This is a genomic window from Mesorhizobium sp. M0621 (assembly GCF_040320745.1).
GTDB lineage: Bacteria > Pseudomonadota > Alphaproteobacteria > Rhizobiales > Rhizobiaceae > Mesorhizobium.
In genome coordinates, this window is record NZ_JAMYQF010000022.1 from 62,282 (window position 1) to 76,721 (window position 14,440).

At 62.7% G+C, this 14,440-nt stretch carries 13 protein-coding genes; 7 read left to right on the forward strand and 6 right to left on the reverse strand.

Translation table 11 applies throughout. The annotated features are described in order from the left end of the window. Window positions 1-6: 6 nt before the first annotated feature. The gene (locus NKI38_RS17265) at window positions 7-867 is read right to left on the reverse strand and encodes a TIGR01459 family HAD-type hydrolase (RefSeq protein ID WP_352659440.1); all 861 of its coding nucleotides are present in this window, start codon (window positions 865-867) and stop codon (window positions 7-9) included. Between the two features lie 272 nt (window positions 868-1,139). Between NKI38_RS17265 and NKI38_RS17270 the strand changes: the two genes are divergently transcribed. Together NKI38_RS17270 and NKI38_RS17275 are read left to right on the forward strand one after the other, a co-directional pair. Continuing rightward, window positions 1,140-3,125, forward strand: coding sequence for a pilus assembly protein TadG-related protein (locus tag NKI38_RS17270; RefSeq protein ID WP_352659441.1), 1,986 nt, complete (start codon window positions 1,140-1,142; stop codon window positions 3,123-3,125). Window positions 3,126-3,358: 233 nt separating this feature from the next. After that, on the forward strand, window positions 3,359-3,991 hold the full coding sequence (locus tag NKI38_RS17275) for a LysE family translocator (RefSeq protein ID WP_352633279.1): 633 nt from the start codon (window positions 3,359-3,361) through the stop codon (window positions 3,989-3,991). A 10-nt stretch (window positions 3,992-4,001) separates the two neighbouring features. On the opposite strand, the gene NKI38_RS17280 is transcribed toward NKI38_RS17275, so the two are convergent. Then, complete coding sequence (locus NKI38_RS17280; protein ID WP_352659442.1) at window positions 4,002-4,829, reverse strand: DUF2189 domain-containing protein; 828 nt, start codon at window positions 4,827-4,829, stop codon at window positions 4,002-4,004. 278 nt (window positions 4,830-5,107) lie between these two features. On the opposite strand from NKI38_RS17280, the gene NKI38_RS17285 reads away from it, so the two are divergent. Then, window positions 5,108-6,331, forward strand: a complete 1,224-nt coding sequence (locus NKI38_RS17285) for a TadE/TadG family type IV pilus assembly protein (RefSeq protein WP_352659443.1) — start codon at window positions 5,108-5,110, stop codon at window positions 6,329-6,331. Window positions 6,332-6,477: 146 nt separating this feature from the next. On the opposite strand, the gene NKI38_RS17290 is transcribed toward NKI38_RS17285, so the two are convergent. Further along, entirely contained in the window at window positions 6,478-7,188 is a 711-nt protein-coding gene (locus tag NKI38_RS17290; RefSeq protein WP_352659444.1) for a glutathione S-transferase family protein, read from the reverse strand. Window positions 7,189-7,293: 105 nt separating this feature from the next. On the opposite strand from NKI38_RS17290, the gene NKI38_RS17295 reads away from it, so the two are divergent. Both NKI38_RS17295 and NKI38_RS17300 read left to right on the forward strand, forming a co-directional pair. Then, window positions 7,294-7,656, forward strand: a complete 363-nt coding sequence (locus tag NKI38_RS17295; RefSeq protein ID WP_352659445.1) for a winged helix-turn-helix transcriptional regulator — start codon at window positions 7,294-7,296, stop codon at window positions 7,654-7,656. 72 nt (window positions 7,657-7,728) lie between these two features. Then, window positions 7,729-8,244 carry a CAP domain-containing protein gene (locus NKI38_RS17300; RefSeq protein ID WP_352659446.1) on the forward strand — a complete coding sequence of 172 codons (516 nt, stop codon included), beginning with the start codon at window positions 7,729-7,731 and terminating at the stop codon, window positions 8,242-8,244. Window positions 8,245-8,294: 50 nt separating this feature from the next. Here NKI38_RS17300 and NKI38_RS17305 read toward each other — a convergent pair whose 3' ends face one another. From NKI38_RS17305 to NKI38_RS17315, 3 genes are all read right to left on the reverse strand, one after another. Continuing rightward, the gene (locus NKI38_RS17305) at window positions 8,295-9,827 is read right to left on the reverse strand and encodes a DHA2 family efflux MFS transporter permease subunit (protein ID WP_352659447.1); all 1,533 of its coding nucleotides are present in this window, start codon (window positions 9,825-9,827) and stop codon (window positions 8,295-8,297) included. A gap of 307 nt (window positions 9,828-10,134) precedes the next feature. Then, on the reverse strand, window positions 10,135-11,316 hold the full coding sequence (locus NKI38_RS17310; RefSeq protein WP_352659448.1) for an HlyD family secretion protein: 1,182 nt from the start codon (window positions 11,314-11,316) through the stop codon (window positions 10,135-10,137). Continuing rightward, window positions 11,313-11,792, reverse strand: a complete 480-nt coding sequence (locus NKI38_RS17315; RefSeq protein WP_023762286.1) for a MarR family winged helix-turn-helix transcriptional regulator — start codon at window positions 11,790-11,792, stop codon at window positions 11,313-11,315. The genes NKI38_RS17310 and NKI38_RS17315 overlap by 4 nt, the downstream gene beginning before the upstream one ends. 213 nt (window positions 11,793-12,005) lie before the next feature. Between NKI38_RS17315 and NKI38_RS17320 the strand changes: the two genes are divergently transcribed. Next, a complete protein-coding gene (locus NKI38_RS17320; RefSeq protein ID WP_352659449.1) occupies window positions 12,006-12,614 on the forward strand; it encodes a CDP-alcohol phosphatidyltransferase family protein in 609 nt (202 codons plus the stop codon). 39 nt (window positions 12,615-12,653) lie between these two features. Next, window positions 12,654-14,438: a bifunctional alpha/beta hydrolase/class I SAM-dependent methyltransferase gene (locus tag NKI38_RS17325; RefSeq protein WP_502899327.1), complete on the forward strand. Its 1,785-nt coding sequence runs from the start codon at window positions 12,654-12,656 to the stop codon at window positions 14,436-14,438. Window positions 14,439-14,440 lie beyond the last annotated feature (2 nt).

The following is a 14,440-nucleotide window of genomic DNA, read 5'->3' on the forward strand; positions in this document are numbered from 1 at the left end:
CATCATCTACCGCAGTCTGGGAATGACGGCCACCGGACGATAACCATGCTTTTCCAGGAAGGCCGCCAGCCTTGCCGGATCCGGTTGCAGTGCATCGCCATAGTCGCGGGCATGGATACCGCCGGAGACATAGAGGACATCGAAGCCATTGTCGGCGGCGCCCTTCACATCCGTCATCATGCCGTCGCCGATGGCCAGCACCTGGCCGCGCTCGACCGGCCGGCCGAGAAGCTCCGCAATTTCCTTCATCGCGACGTTGTAGACCGGCGCGTAAGGTTTTCCGGCAATCAATGTGCGGCCGCCGAGATGGGCATAGTCGCGGGCCAGCGCGCCGGCACACCAGATGATGCGTTCGCCGCGCTCGACGACGATATCCGGATTTGCACAGATGAAAGGCAGGTTCCTGGCGCGCAGCCGCTGCAGAAGCTCGGCGTAATCCTCGGGCTTCTCGACTTCGTCATCGAACAGACCGGTGCAGACGACGCCGGACGCCTCGAACTCCTCGACAAGCTCGACGTCAAGACCTTCATAGAGCGTGAAGTCACGGTCAGCGCCGATATGGAAAATCTTGCGCGGGCCTTCGGCGATCAAATCCCGCGTTACGTCGCCTGACGTGACCACCCGGTCGTAGGCTGAGGGCGGAACACCGATCGCGTTCATCTGCGCCACGACATCGGCACTTCTGCGCGGCGAATTGGTGATCAGGACGACGGGGATCTCCGCCTCGCGAGCCCTCGCAAGCGCCGAGGCCGCCACGGGGAAATGCCTTTCGCCATTGTGGACCACGCCCCAGACATCGCAAAGGATTGCCGAATAGGCCTTCGACACGTCTTCGAGCGAGCCGATGATTTCAGGCGAATCCGCCATGCCGTTTCCTTCAGTCATGATCATTGCGAGCACCACGGCCGACGGTTCGCCGCAGCCGGTTCGGATTAGCCGAACCGCCCCGGCCTGTCACCAGCTTTCGCCAGGCAACCGCATAGCGCGGCACTTCCCCATCTGTAACGCTCCAGTGCCGGTTGGTTAGCGGTTGGTGAAGCGCCGGCCCGGCAATCGAGCGATTTCCCAAACGCCACCTTCAGCGTTTTGTGGAAAAACTGGCGCCAATCGAGAATCCGCCGGCGGGGGCCGCTGCAGACATGCATGAACTTTGGCGTCAGTTCTGCCGCGACAGACGCGGCAACTATGCTCTTATGACGGTCGTTGCGATGGTTCCGCTGATGGGCGGCCTGGCGATGGCGGTCGATTTCACCGAGATGAGCCGTGAAAAACGGACGGTGTCGAATGCGCTAGATGCCGCCAACTTCGCCACTGCGCGCCGGCTGACGGAGGGTGCGACCGACGACCAGTTGAGAGCCTATGCGCTCGACTTCTTCAACGCCAACCTCAACAAGATCGATCCCGCCAACACGACGCTGAGCGTCACCTTGCCGAGCAACACCACCGGCGGAGGCTTGCTCAAGATGAGCGCGCGGCTTGATTACAAGCCTTATTTCTATCCGGTCTTCGGCCAGATGATCGGCAAATCCGCAACCGACGCAAATCAGAAGATCAGCTTCAACGTCACTTCGGAGGTGCGGCTGAAGAACACTCTGGAAGTCGCCCTGGTGCTCGACAATTCCGGGTCGATGACCACGCCGGGAACGGGCTCGGGACAAAAGCGCATCGACCTTCTCAAGACCGCGGCCAAACAACTGGTCGACACGCTGGCCCAGCAGGCGGCCATGATCAAGCAGGTCGACAAACCGGTGCAGTTCGGCCTCGTACCGTTTGCCGCCTCGGTCAATGTCGGGCCCGGCAATGGCAATGCATCCTGGATGGACACCGAAGGCCTGTCGCCGGTATCGAACGAGAATTTCGACTGGTCGACGCTGAACACGGCCGTCAAATACGCCCAAAAGACCAATGGCATCTGGTACAAGCGCGGTTCCGGGTGGGGTGCCGAGGAAGGTCAGATGCTGACCCGATTTTCGCTCTACCGCGACATGAAGGTCGTCACCTACCATGAGCGCGTCATCAACAGCAAGCGCGTGGTTTGCGACGACTACAACTCGAACAACACGTGCAGCGACAGCCACGATGAATATGACTATGTCGATACCTACGGTCCGTTCGCCAGCTGGCAAGGTTGCGTCGAGGCCCGCCCCTATCCCTACAATGTCAACGACGCCGCGCCTTCCGGCGGCTCGGCGAATACCGGCATAGGCATCGGCGATCCGGCGACGATGTTCGTGCCGATGTTCGCCCCGGATGAGCCCGGCAACCATTGGAAAATCACTCAGGACCCTGACGAGGCCGAGCCGGAAACCGACGGTGCCGTGAACAGCTGGTGGAACGACGACGCATCGAGCACCACCGGCCAATCCCGGCTGCGCAATATGGCCAAATATTTTCAGCCGCGGCCGATCAACGCGCCGGCGTTGCCGGCCGGCAACGGCCCAAACTACAGCTGCTCCACCAACCCGATCACGTCGCTTACGGACGTCAGCGTCGCCGATGGGCTCACCGCGATCAAGGCCGCAATCGACCTGATGAAGCCGAGTGGCGGCACCAATGTTCCCGAGGGCATGGCCTGGGGCTGGCGGGTCGTTTCGAGCGGCCAGCCGTTCACGCAAGGACGCCCGGAAACAGAAAGAGGCAACGACAAGGTCGTGATCGTGCTGACGGACGGTGCCAACACCTATTACACGCCTTCGTCGCTGGGCTATTCTGACCCCGCTGATTCGAAGTCGACCTATTCGTCCTACGGCTATCTCAACCCCGGCTACAACGGCACTTCGGTCGGTCGCCTGTTCATGGGCACATCGAGCACCATTGGCCAGTTCGACTATTCGAACGGCAATTATACCAGCGCGCTCAACGAGCAGATGGCGACGCTTTGCAACAACGCCAAGGCAGCCAACATCATGGTGATGACGGTGGCGCTCGACCTGTCCACGACCAAGACCGCCGACAAGCAGGCGATCGATGCGCTGAAATCGTGCTCGTCGAACTCGCGCTTCCGCAAGGATCCGACGGACGCGAGCAAGCCGGCGAAGCTGTTCTGGAACGCGACCGGCGCCACCTTGTCGAACGACTTCAAGGAAATCGGCAACGAATTGTCGAACCTGCGCGTCGTCGGCTGATCCAAAGGCACTAAAGCGCGTCGCGTTTGAACGGATTCAGCCGACGCGCTTTAGGTTTTTGTTTTTATGCATGTCGTTCTCCCAAAACCGGGGCCCTTTTGGGCGACATGCATTGGCAACCAACTGGCGCAACGGCTGGCGCTGCCATGCTCTTGCGCGCGCCTGCAGGCACAGGCACATGTTGGCCGCTCGCGGGATCACGTATCCACGGCAGCCCGCTGGGGAACGAACCGATGCCCGAAACCGCCAATCATCTCGCCTTCGCCCTGGTCTGCCTCGGCATGGTGCTGACGCCGGGTCCCAACATGATCTATCTGATCTCGCGATCCCTGTCGCAAGGACCGAAGGCCGGGCTGATCTCGCTCGGTGGCGTGGCGCTCGGCTTTCTCTTCTACGTGCTGGCTGCGGCCTTCGGCATCACCGCACTGCTGCTCGCCGTGCCCTATGCCTATGATGCGCTGCGCTTTGCCGGTGTGCTCTATCTCTTGTGGCTGGCCTGGCAGGCGGTGAAGCCGGGCGGGCGTTCGCCGTTCCAGGTGCGCGAACTGCCGAGGGACCGGCCGCGCAAGCTGTTCGCCATGGGCCTGATGACCAATCTGCTCAATCCGAAGGTGGCCGTGCTCTATCTGTCGCTGCTGCCTCAGTTCATCAGCCTGGGCAAAGGCCATGTCCTGTCGCAGCTTCTGGTGCTGGGCGCCACGCAGATCACAATCAGCCTCAGCGTCAATGCCATCATCGCGGTGACGGCCGGCTCGATCGCCACCTTCCTCGCCGGACGGCCATTGTGGCTGGTCATCCAGCGCTGGATGATGGGCACCGTGCTGGCGGCGCTCGCGCTGAAGATGGCAACCGACGCGCAGCGCTGAGAGCGCCTCGTTACATCGGCCGCCTTGTCTGCTCCGCCCGCTCCGGCTCGACCACCTTGCGGTAGAGGTGCCAGGTGGCATGACCAAGGATCGGCATGACTACGGCCAGTCCGGCAAACAGCGGGATGGAGCCGATCACCAGAAGCACGGCGACCGTCAGGCCCCACAGCGCCATCTGCAGCGGATTGGCCATCACGGCGCGCGCCGAAGTCTCGATCGCCGAGACGGCGCCGACATCGCGATCGAGTAGCAGCGGGAAGGCAACAACCGTCGTCGCCAGCACGACCACGGCGAAGACGAAGCCGGCGGCGTTGCCGGCAAGAATCAGCATCCAGCCCTTGCTGGTCGTGAGCACCTCGCGGAAAAACCCGCCGATCGATGCCGGTGCTTGATCGCCGAACAGGCCGATATAGATCGACTGCGCGGTGTACAGCCACAACAGGAACAGTACCACCAGCATGATGCCGATCACCGCGATCGACGGAATCGCCGGCGAGTGGCGCACGTCAAGGGCATGCCACCAGGAGGTGTTCATGCCGAGCTCGCGCCGGCGGCTGATCTCGTACAGACCGAGCGCGGCGAACGGGCCGACAAGTGCGAACCCCGACATCAAGGGATAGATAAGCTGGATGGCATTGGCGCCAGCCGACGTCCACCGCGTCAGGATCAGGCCGACAATTGGATAGATCAGACACAGGAACACGTAGTGCGACGGTTTTGCCCAGAAATCCTCGAAGCCGAGACGCAGCGCATCCCAAAGCTGCGACGTGGTGATGCGGCGCACTGTTGGCCGCACATGCATTCCACGTGCGTCCGCCATGACATGAAAGCCGGCCATAACCTTCCTCCCGTATGTCGGGGCGGTCACCGCCTGGATGGCCGCCCGCAGCTGCCACTTCAAGAACACGATAACAGATTTGGCGGCGATTGTCGCCGCGTCAATGGCCTGGGAGCCTCGTTGTGCTCATCTCTCGGTGTATGGCGTGCCTTGGCAGGCTTTCGTTTTGGTCAACCATTGTGCAGCATTTTAGCATTTACGCATTTTAGCATTTACTTAAATGGCTCATAGAGACCCCTGGCGTATCACCTGAGCTTTACGAGTTTTGGCGAGGGGCGATGTCGGCATTGAAAGGCTTCTGGTCTTCGGAGCGTGGCAACTTTGCCATGGCGACCGCCATTGCGATGCTGCCGATAATGATTGGTTTGGCTGGCGCCATGGATCTGCTCGGCACGAGCCATGACGCCTCGCAACTACAGAACTCGCTGGACGCGGCGGGGCTCGCCATCGGCACGAAGTTCTCTCCGGAAATGGCGGCTGGCGATGTTCAGCAGCTTGGGCTGCAATTCTTCGCCGCAAATATGAGCGCGGCCGACCAGCAGGAATATTTGGGCAGCGTCTCCGCGTTCGCGGCAACTGCAAGCGGCAGCCCAAGCGCCTACTTTATCTCGCTGTCGTCGAGTATAAGCCGCCCAAGCTTCATCAGCGACTCGGCCCCCTGGCAGGCCTACCGCTCGGCCTCGGTCAAGATAAAGCCTGGCGCGCAGGCCTGCGTGCTGGCGCTCGATCCGCATGCGTCAGCCGCCGTGAATCTGCAGGGCTCGACCAACGTCTCGATGGACAGTTGCGTGATCGCGGCGAACTCGGACGCATCCGACGCCGTCAATAGGGGCGGCTCCGCGCTGGTTTCAGCGGGCTGTGTCTCAACCGTGGGCGGCACCAGCGGGCTTTTGCCGCCCAGCGCCAGCCTCGCCTGCGGAACGCCGCACGAAAATCAATACGCGTCTTTTGATCCACTGGCCGACGTCATTCCTCCCCCCTACACATTGTGTTTGCCGGTCCCGAACGGCAAAACCTACACGCTGTCGCCCGGCACGTATTGCGACAAGACACTGTCGGGAAACATCACGCTCAATCCGGGCGTCTACATCATGCGCGGCACCACCATCAAGCCCGGGGGAAACGGCAGCCTGACTGGTCAGGGCGTGACCATATTCCTCATGGAAAGCGCGCAGATCTACATAAATGCCAATGAGAGGGTGAACCTTTCCCCGCCCAGCAGCGGCCCTTATGCTGGTATCACCATTTTCCAGGATCACGGCAACACGTCCGCCTTGACGTTGAATGGCGGCGCAAACTCCCTGGTCAGCGGCTTCATCTACGCGCCGGACGCGCCCATTTCCTACGCCGGCAACTCCGATATGAGCGGCCAGGGCGACTGTCTCAGGCTTGTCGGCAACACGGTGCAGATGACCGGAAATTCATCCGTCGAATCGGACTGCTCGGCAGCGCTTGGAAACCGCGCAATGTTTGCCGGCCGGATGATCACTCTCATGAAATGAGACGCCTCCAGTCAACCAGCGCGGCACGGCTCCATCGACCTTGGCTGTCGCTTGGTGTCGGCGCGTTCAACAATTCCGGAGTGCGGCGACCGCACTCCGGCAGATGAGTAGCTCTCATATCCAGGTGAAAATGCGCATCGCCATGGTTACGCCGGGGCGGCGAAGCGCTCGATCACCTCGGCGAGCGGGACATGGCCGAGACAGGCGCCCGACCCGGCAGGCTTTTTGCCATCCTCTACAGCCATGGCGTACCGGACAGCGGCATCAGCCTCGATGCGGCGGCGCAATGCGGCCAATTTGGGATAGGCAGCGCCGTCGACGGCCTGGTGGAACTCCGCCCAGCGGGCCACACCGATCAGCGTGGTGTCCGCCAGCGTCAGCCGATCGCCGACCAGGAAGTCCGTATCGGCGATCATCGCTTCAAGGCGGTCGTGCCGTTCGGCGACGGCCTTGCGGCCGAAGTCGCGCAAGGTCGCCTTGAGCGCCGGTTCATCCGCGGCCATTTCCAATGCTACCCAGAGCGGGCTGAAAGCGGCGGTGAACCCGGTGTTCACGAAGGCCATCAACTGATGCATGCGGTCGGCCTGCGGCGTGCGCGGTTCGAAGCTGATGCGACGTTGCGTGTCGCGGGCTTCGAGCCATGCGGCGATGGCCATGGTCTCGGTCAGCACCGCGCCTTCGTCGGTGATCAAAACCGGTGTTTCCTGACGACCGTTGATGCTGGCGTAGGCGTCGTTCTTCATCTCGGAGAGCATATCGACACGGCACAGGCGATAGGGATGCCCGACGCGTTCAAAGGCGGCGACGAGTCCCATCGAGCTTCCCGCCGGGAAGCCATAAAGGAGGATAGGTTCCATTTGTTTTCTTCCATGATTGAAGGGATCACGCCGCGCAGCGAAACTTGACCCTAAACGCTGGTCGCCCCATGTAAATTACGCACAATTCTGTAACCAGGACCGCCCATGAAAGACGTCGTCTCACGCTGCCCGATCGAAGAGACCATGCGCGTGCTCAGCGGCCGCTGGCCCACCTTGCTGCTCTATTATCTGAAGGACGGGACCAAGCGGTTCAGCGACCTGAGGCGCAACAACCCAACCGTGTCGCACCGCATTCTGACGCTGGAACTGCGCAAGCTGGAGGACGCCGGTATCGTGCGGCGGACGGTGTATTCGGGCTATCCGTTGCGCGTTGAATACGACCTTACCGCGCCGGGTCGCAGGCTTGTGCCGCTGATCGATGCGCTCGGCGCCTGGTGGGTGCATACGGAAGACGATCGGATGGGCGGTAATCCAACCTCGGACACAAATCTCGACACAGCAGCCTAGGATCGTCGTTTCGACCGAGATTTTCGCCGCCCTGCCCGGCAAAAGCCATGATCGCCACTATCTCAGGCGAGCATGACCATTGCGAAAATCGAAAACCACCCGATCCCGAATCTGAACAGGCGCATGCTGCTTAAGGGCGCCGGCCTCGCAGCCCTGGCCGGGCTCGCCGCCTGCAGCACCGTTTCATTGCCAACCGGCGAAGGGGCTGGGGCTTCCGCATCCGCCACCAGCACACTGGCCGGCATCCGCGCCTCGGCCGGGCTTGCGGTGCTGGTCCCAGACCGGCAGCTCGAACAGGCCGCGCTGCAGCAGGCCGGCTACATGGCGCAGCGCCGTCGCATGAGCCACACCACCGGCTGGGGCAAGGATTTCGCCTCGCGCGTCAAAGGCAATGGCATTGCGGGTGCGGCGGCCGAGAATATCGCCGAGGGCCGTTTCGACCTGCAGAAGCTTTTCGATATCTGGGTGCATTCACCCGGCCATCGCCGCAACATGCTCGACCCGCGCTTCACCCGCTTCGGCCTTGCCTATGTGCGCGACGGCAGCGACAGCAACCTCCGCTACTGGAGCCTCGTGCTCGGGAAATAAGAGGCGTCCCGGTTGCGTGCGCCACCGCGAAGACGACCTGTTGGCTTCATCTAGTCCATATGCGCGGCCGGTGCGCCACCGGCAGGCGCCTGCTTCGGCTTGCGCAGCAGGAAAACGAACGGGATGGCAAGCAGCGTCATCACCATGAGTATTTTGAAGTCGTTGACATAGGAGATCATCATCGCCTGGAGATTGACCATGCGATCGACCTGCGAAAGCGCCATTGGATCGCCGCTTGCGGCTGCCGGAGAGGCCGCCCACAGGTTTGGGTTGAACGGGTTGACGAAGGCCGAAAGCTCGGTGTGATTGACCTGCGTGTTGCGCACCATCAGGACCGTCACGACCGACACGCCGATGGATGAGCCGAGATTGCGCACCAGGCTGAACAAGGCCGTGGCGTCGGTGCGGAAGCGCACATCAAGCGTGGCGAAGGCGACGGTCGACAGCGGCACGAACACCATGCCCATGCCCAGGCCCTGAATGACGCCAGAGCTGAGGATCAGCCAATTGTCCATCTGCGGCGTGAAGCTGGACATGGTGTAGAGCGACTGCGCAGTCAGCAGAAAGCCGATGACGACAAGAATCCTGGCGTCGATCCTGCTCATCAGCCGCCCGACGACAAGCATCGAAATCATCGTGCCGACACCGCGCGGCCCCAAGACGACACCGATGGTGACGGTCGGATAGCCGAAGATGGTCGACAGCATCGGCGGCAGCAGCGACATCGAGGCCAGGATCAGCACGCCCATGACGAAGATGAATGCCAGCCCGGTCACGAAATTGCGGTCGAGGAAGATCTTCGGGTCGATGAAAGGACGTTCCGCCGTCAGCGTGTGGATGATGAACACCCAGAATCCGGTGATCGAAAGAGCAAGCTCGATCCAGATCTCGACCGAAGAAAACCAGTCAACCTCGCCGCCGCGGTCGAGCAGCAGCTGCAGCGCACCGACACCGAGCGATAACATGGCGAAGCCGAAGAAATCGAAGCTGCGCACCCGCCGGGCAACCGCCGGCAGATAGGCGGCCATGCCGAGGAAGGCGATGATGCCGACCGGCAAATTGATGAAGAACACCCAGCGCCAGTTGAAATTCTCGGTCAGCCAGCCGCCGAGCGTCGGGCCCAGGATTGGCCCCAGCATGATGCCGGCGCCCCAGATGGCCATTGCCTGGCCGTGACGTTCCCTGGGGTTGATGTCGAGCAGGAAGGTTTGCGACAGTGGCACGATGGCGGCGCCGAACACGCCCTGCATCAGCCGGAAGAACACTATGCTCTCCAGGCTCCAGGCGATACCGCACAGCATCGAGAACACGGTGAAGCCGACAACCGCCCCCAGGAACAGTTCCTTGCGGCCGAAGCGGTCGGCCAGCCAGCCGGTCACCGGCGTCATGATGGCGGCGGCGACGATGTAGGAGGTCAGCACCCAGTTGATGTTGTCGGGTGAGGCGCCGAGATCGCCGGTCATGGTCGGCAACGCGACGTTGGCGATCGTCGTGTCGAGCGCCTGCATGATCGTCGCCAGCATGAGCGCGACCGTGATCAGGCCGCGATGCGGCACTTCTTTGAAGGGTTCGGGCGTGCTCATGACGTGGAACTTCCAGCAGGTAACAAAAACGTGTACAACGGGTTTCCGGGCGGCAACGCCTTCCGTTAAGAGACCCTCGTCGCGGTGGGACGCGATTGTCGATGTGGGGGTTACATCGACTGAAAGTCTCTGATGAGCGGATGCCTGCCGCCCGGAAACATGAGGACCGACGGGTCCGTGCCGAAGATTTCAGATTCCGGTCAAGCCGCGCGGCGGCTTCACCCAGACGCTGATCCTTCCCACTCCTCCATCAGACCAATCCTGCTACTCGCTTCCACCCGCAGGTCCCCGCGGGATTCCGCTGCCTTTACTGCGTGGCCTCGCCTGCCGTGGCGTGGCCGAAGATCGACGGCAGGCCACGTGCCACGCCGGTGTCGACGGTAACGGTGGCGCTCATGCCGGTGCGCAACGCCATCTTGGCGTCGGCATCGGTCAGTTCGAGGCGCACCGGAATGCGTTGCGTGACCTTGACCCAGTTGCCGGTGGCATTCTGGGCCGGCAGCAGCGAGAATTCGGCTCCCGTGCCGGCGCCAATCGCCTTGACCGTCGCCTCGAAGGTGCGCCCCGGGTAGGTGTCGACCACGATATCAGCCTTCTGCCCGGGCTTCATGTGGGTGAGCTGCGTTTCCTTGAAATTGGCGGCGATCCAGGTGTCGCCGGTCTCGACCAGAGAGAACAGCGGCGTGCCGGAACCGACATACTGGCCAACCTTGAATGAGGAAGCCTGGCTGATGACGCCGTCGGCCGGCGCCTTGACCGTGGTCTGCGCCAGGTCGTAGGCCGCCTTGTCGCGTGCGGCGAGCGCGGCCATCACGGTCGGGTGCTTGTCGGTCTCGATGTCGGGATTGCCGCCAAGGGCTGCCTTGGCGCTGATGATGCCTTGCTCGGCAACGGCGAGCTGCTGCTTGGCCTTGTCGAGATCGTTCTTGGCTTCGTCCAGCGACGACTTGGCGTTGATGCCCTTCTGGGCAAGGTCGGCAGCGCGGTCGAACTGCGACTGGGCGAAGGCGACCTGACTGGTGTCGGACTTTTGCTGAGCCATCGACTGGCCATAAGCCGCGCGCAGCTGCTCGACGTTGAGACGCGCTCCCGCAACCGCCGCGTCGGCCTGGGCCAGCGCGATCCGGTAGGGCTCGGGGTCAATGGCAAACAGCACGTCACCCTGCTTGACCAGCTGGTTGTCGGCGATGTCGACCTGAACGATACGCCCGGCCGTGTCGGACGCGATCGACACCTTGGCCTGCTGCAGATTGGCGTTCTCCGTCTCCTGGTAGCGGCCCCCGGTAACCCAGACGTAACCGCCGCCGACAGCCAGTGCCGCAGGCAGCGCGACCATCAGCAAAAGACTGCCCAGCCGGCGCTTTTTCTTCACAGGCGCCAGGGCCGGCTGCACCGGGGGAGCAACCATCACCGGGGCCGCGGCCGGCTTCTCCGGCGCTTCCATTTCCAGCTCGGTCACTTTCTCGTCTATCTTGGCTACCGCGTTCATGCTGCTGTGCCTTCTGTAGTCTTCACTTTTTCAATGGATGGCGTCTCGTCGTCGGTCAGGTTCCGGACCATCGCCTCAAGCCCCTCGATGAGGACACGACGGGCTTCCGGCTTCACGCCGACGAGTGATTCCTCGTAGACTTCCCCGGCAATGCTCTTGATCACGGCGTAGGCATCGCTCGCCTTGGGCGTCAGGAAGATCATGCGGACACGGCGATCGGCAGCGTCGGGACGACGCTCGATCCAGCCGCCCTCCTCCATGCGATCGACCAGGCGAGAAACGCTGATCGGCTCGATTTCGAGAAGTTCGGCCAGCCGCGCCTGCGCGACCCCGTCTTCCTTGGCAACGCGGACCAGAAGCCGCCATTGCGCCGAAGAAAGCCCCAAGCCGCTGGCCCTCGCCTCGAAGCGCTTGCGCATCAAGCGCTGCACGTCGTGGATCAAGAAGCCCAATCTGTCGATACCATCGGAAACCATGAGCGGGATATATAATAAGCGTGCTTACTATTCAAGATGCCGCGTTGCACAAGAAGCCGGCAAATGTGCATGACAGCCATGCGATGCAGTCATGGTTAGCGATTGGTAAGCGCCTGGTCGCATGCCGGTCGGCATAGCCGCTCCGCCATGTCATGCTGGTCGTGTCCGACATATTGATGTACAGCCGTTGGTCAGGATCGGGGGATCACGAAAATGCCGACGCTTTACGCTCTCAAGCCGGCTTTCCAGGGAAGGCTGCGGCCGCTGGTCAACCGGCTCGCGGCGATCGGGGTCACCGCAAACAGCATAACCATCCTGGCGGCCGTGATGTCGATCGCGGCCGGTATGACCATCGCGATCTTGCATGAATGGCGCTGGCTGCTGTTGCTTGTCCCCGCAGTGATGTTCGTGCGGATGGCGCTGAATGCCGTGGATGGCATGCTGGCGCGGGAACACGGACAGGCCTCGACGCTCGGCATGTATCTGAACGAGTTTTGCGACGTCGTTTCGGACCTCGCGCTGACACTCCCTTTTGCCGTCTTTCCGGAATTTGGCGCATGGGGCGTCATCGCCTTCGCGATATCGGCCGTGCTGACCGAGTTCGCCGGTGTGCTCGGCATCGCCGCCAAGGTCGGGCGAAACTATGCCGGGCCGTTCGGCAAGAGCGACAGGGCATTGGCGCTGGGCGTGGTCGCCGTTCTGTGCGCGGCCGGGCTCTGGCCGGCATCCATCGCGCCATTTGTGTTTCCGGCCATGGCAACGCTTTCGCTGCTGACCGCCATAAACCGGATACGCGCCGGCCTTATTGGCAGCGCCAGCTGAGCACGAGGGCTCGCCATGCCGCCAGAGGGAAAGACCATGATGCACGAACCGATCGCCGCCGCGGCCACGGAAAGCCTTGAGCGGCACGCGCAGGAACGGGTCTTCCGCAGCCATGACGGGACGGAGATCTTCTACCGCTTCTGGCCCGCGGCCTCCGCCGATGCCAAGGGAGCGGTGGTGCTCTTCCATCGCGGTCATGAGCATGGCGGCCGCATGGCCCATCTGGTCGACGAATTGCAGATGCCGGACCACGCCTTCTATGCCTGGGATGCGCGCGGCAATGGCCGTTCGTCCGGCGAGCGCGGCTATGCCCCGTCCTTCTCGGCCCTGGTGCGCGACATCGACTGCTTCATGCGCGAGATCGCCGCCAGGGATGGCTTCACCACGCAGGATATCGCGCTGATCGCGCAATCCTTCGGCGCCGTGCTCGCGGCAGCCTGGGTGCACGACTATGCGCCGAAGCTGCGCGCCATGGTGCTGGCCTCACCGGCCTTTTCGGTAAAACTCTACGTGCCCTTCGCCAGGGAAGGCATCGCGTTGTGGCAGAAGATCAAGGGCCGCTTCTTCGTCAATTCCTACGTCAAGGCAAAATTCCTGACCCATGATCCCCTGCGCATCGCCTCTTTCGAGAGCGATCCGCTGATCACGCGGCCGATCGCCTCTAACATCCTGGTCGAGCTCTACCAGCACGCGGCCCGGATTGTCGCTGACGCCCGCGCCATCACCCTGCCGACGCAGCTGCTGCTCTCGGGCAGCGACTGGGTGGTGCGCCACGGCCCGCAGCACGAGTTCTTCGTCAATCTCGGCAGCCGCACCAAGGAACGCCATGTGTTGCCGGGTTTCTTCCACGACACGCTGGGCGAGCGCGACCGGGCGCAGGCCCTCGACCTGATCCGGCCGTTCCTGGCGAAGCAGTTTGCGGCGCCGGATGCGCCGGTCGACCTGAAGCAGGCGGATATTGCCGGCTACACCCGCGACGAGGCCGACAGGCTTGCCTCGCCGCTCGATCTGTTGTCGCCCAAGGGTCTCTTTTGGGCATTCAGCCGTGCCTCCATCCGCATGGGCGCCTGGGTCTCGCAGGGCATGAAGACCGGCATCGCCACCGGCTTCGATTCAGGCTCGACGCTGGATTACGTCTATGAGAACGACGCGCGGGGTCTTACGCCTCTTGGCCGCGTCGTCGATCGCGTCTTCCTGGAAGCCATCGGCTGGCGCGGCATTCGCCAGCGCAAGCTGCATCTCGAAGAGCTGATCGGCTCTTGCCTGGCGACGCTCAAGGCCGCAGGCCGGCCGGCGCACATTCTCGACATCGCGGCCGGCCACGGCCGCTATGTTCTCGATGCCATCGTGAAGAGCCCCGACCAGCCGGCGAGCGTGCGCCTGCAGGATTATTCCGACCTCAACGTCCAGCTTGGCCGCAAGCTGATCGCCGAACGGCAATTGCCGGCTGATGTCTCGTTCCAACGCGCCGACGCCTTCGATGCCGGCGGGCTCGCCAAAGCCGATCCGGCGCCCGACCTCGCCATCGTCTCCGGCCTCTACGAACTGTTCTCCGACAATGCGATGATCGGCCGCTCGCTCGGTGGGTTGGCCCGCGCCATGCAGCCGGGCAGCCTGTTGCTCTACACCAACCAGCCCTGGCACCCGCAGCTCGAGATGATCGCCCGCAGCCTGACCTCGCATCGCGGCGGCGAGGCCTGGGTGATGCGCCGGCGCACGCAAGGCGAGATGGACCAGCTTGTCGAAGCCGCCGGTTTCGAAAAGCTCGACCAGCGCATCGACCAATGGGGCATCTTCACCGTCTCGGTCGCACGGCGACGCTGAAC

Coding starts and splice junctions, on each gene's coding strand:
- NKI38_RS17265 (WP_352659440.1), bottom strand. CDS start 867: ATGGCGGATTCGCCTGAAATCATCGGCTCGCTCGAAGACGTGTCGAAG.
- NKI38_RS17270 (WP_352659441.1), top strand. CDS start 1,140: ATGCATGAACTTTGGCGTCAGTTCTGCCGCGACAGACGCGGCAACTAT.
- NKI38_RS17275 (WP_352633279.1), top strand. CDS start 3,359: ATGCCCGAAACCGCCAATCATCTCGCCTTCGCCCTGGTCTGCCTCGGC.
- NKI38_RS17280 (WP_352659442.1), bottom strand. CDS start 4,829: ATGGCCGGCTTTCATGTCATGGCGGACGCACGTGGAATGCATGTGCGG.
- NKI38_RS17285 (WP_352659443.1), top strand. CDS start 5,108: ATGTCGGCATTGAAAGGCTTCTGGTCTTCGGAGCGTGGCAACTTTGCC.
- NKI38_RS17290 (WP_352659444.1), bottom strand. CDS start 7,188: ATGGAACCTATCCTCCTTTATGGCTTCCCGGCGGGAAGCTCGATGGGA.
- NKI38_RS17295 (WP_352659445.1), top strand. CDS start 7,294: ATGAAAGACGTCGTCTCACGCTGCCCGATCGAAGAGACCATGCGCGTG.
- NKI38_RS17300 (WP_352659446.1), top strand. CDS start 7,729: ATGACCATTGCGAAAATCGAAAACCACCCGATCCCGAATCTGAACAGG.
- NKI38_RS17305 (WP_352659447.1), bottom strand. CDS start 9,827: ATGAGCACGCCCGAACCCTTCAAAGAAGTGCCGCATCGCGGCCTGATC.
- NKI38_RS17310 (WP_352659448.1), bottom strand. CDS start 11,316: ATGAACGCGGTAGCCAAGATAGACGAGAAAGTGACCGAGCTGGAAATG.
- NKI38_RS17315 (WP_023762286.1), bottom strand. CDS start 11,792: ATGGTTTCCGATGGTATCGACAGATTGGGCTTCTTGATCCACGACGTG.
- NKI38_RS17320 (WP_352659449.1), top strand. CDS start 12,006: ATGCCGACGCTTTACGCTCTCAAGCCGGCTTTCCAGGGAAGGCTGCGG.
- NKI38_RS17325 (WP_502899327.1), top strand. CDS start 12,654: ATGCACGAACCGATCGCCGCCGCGGCCACGGAAAGCCTTGAGCGGCAC.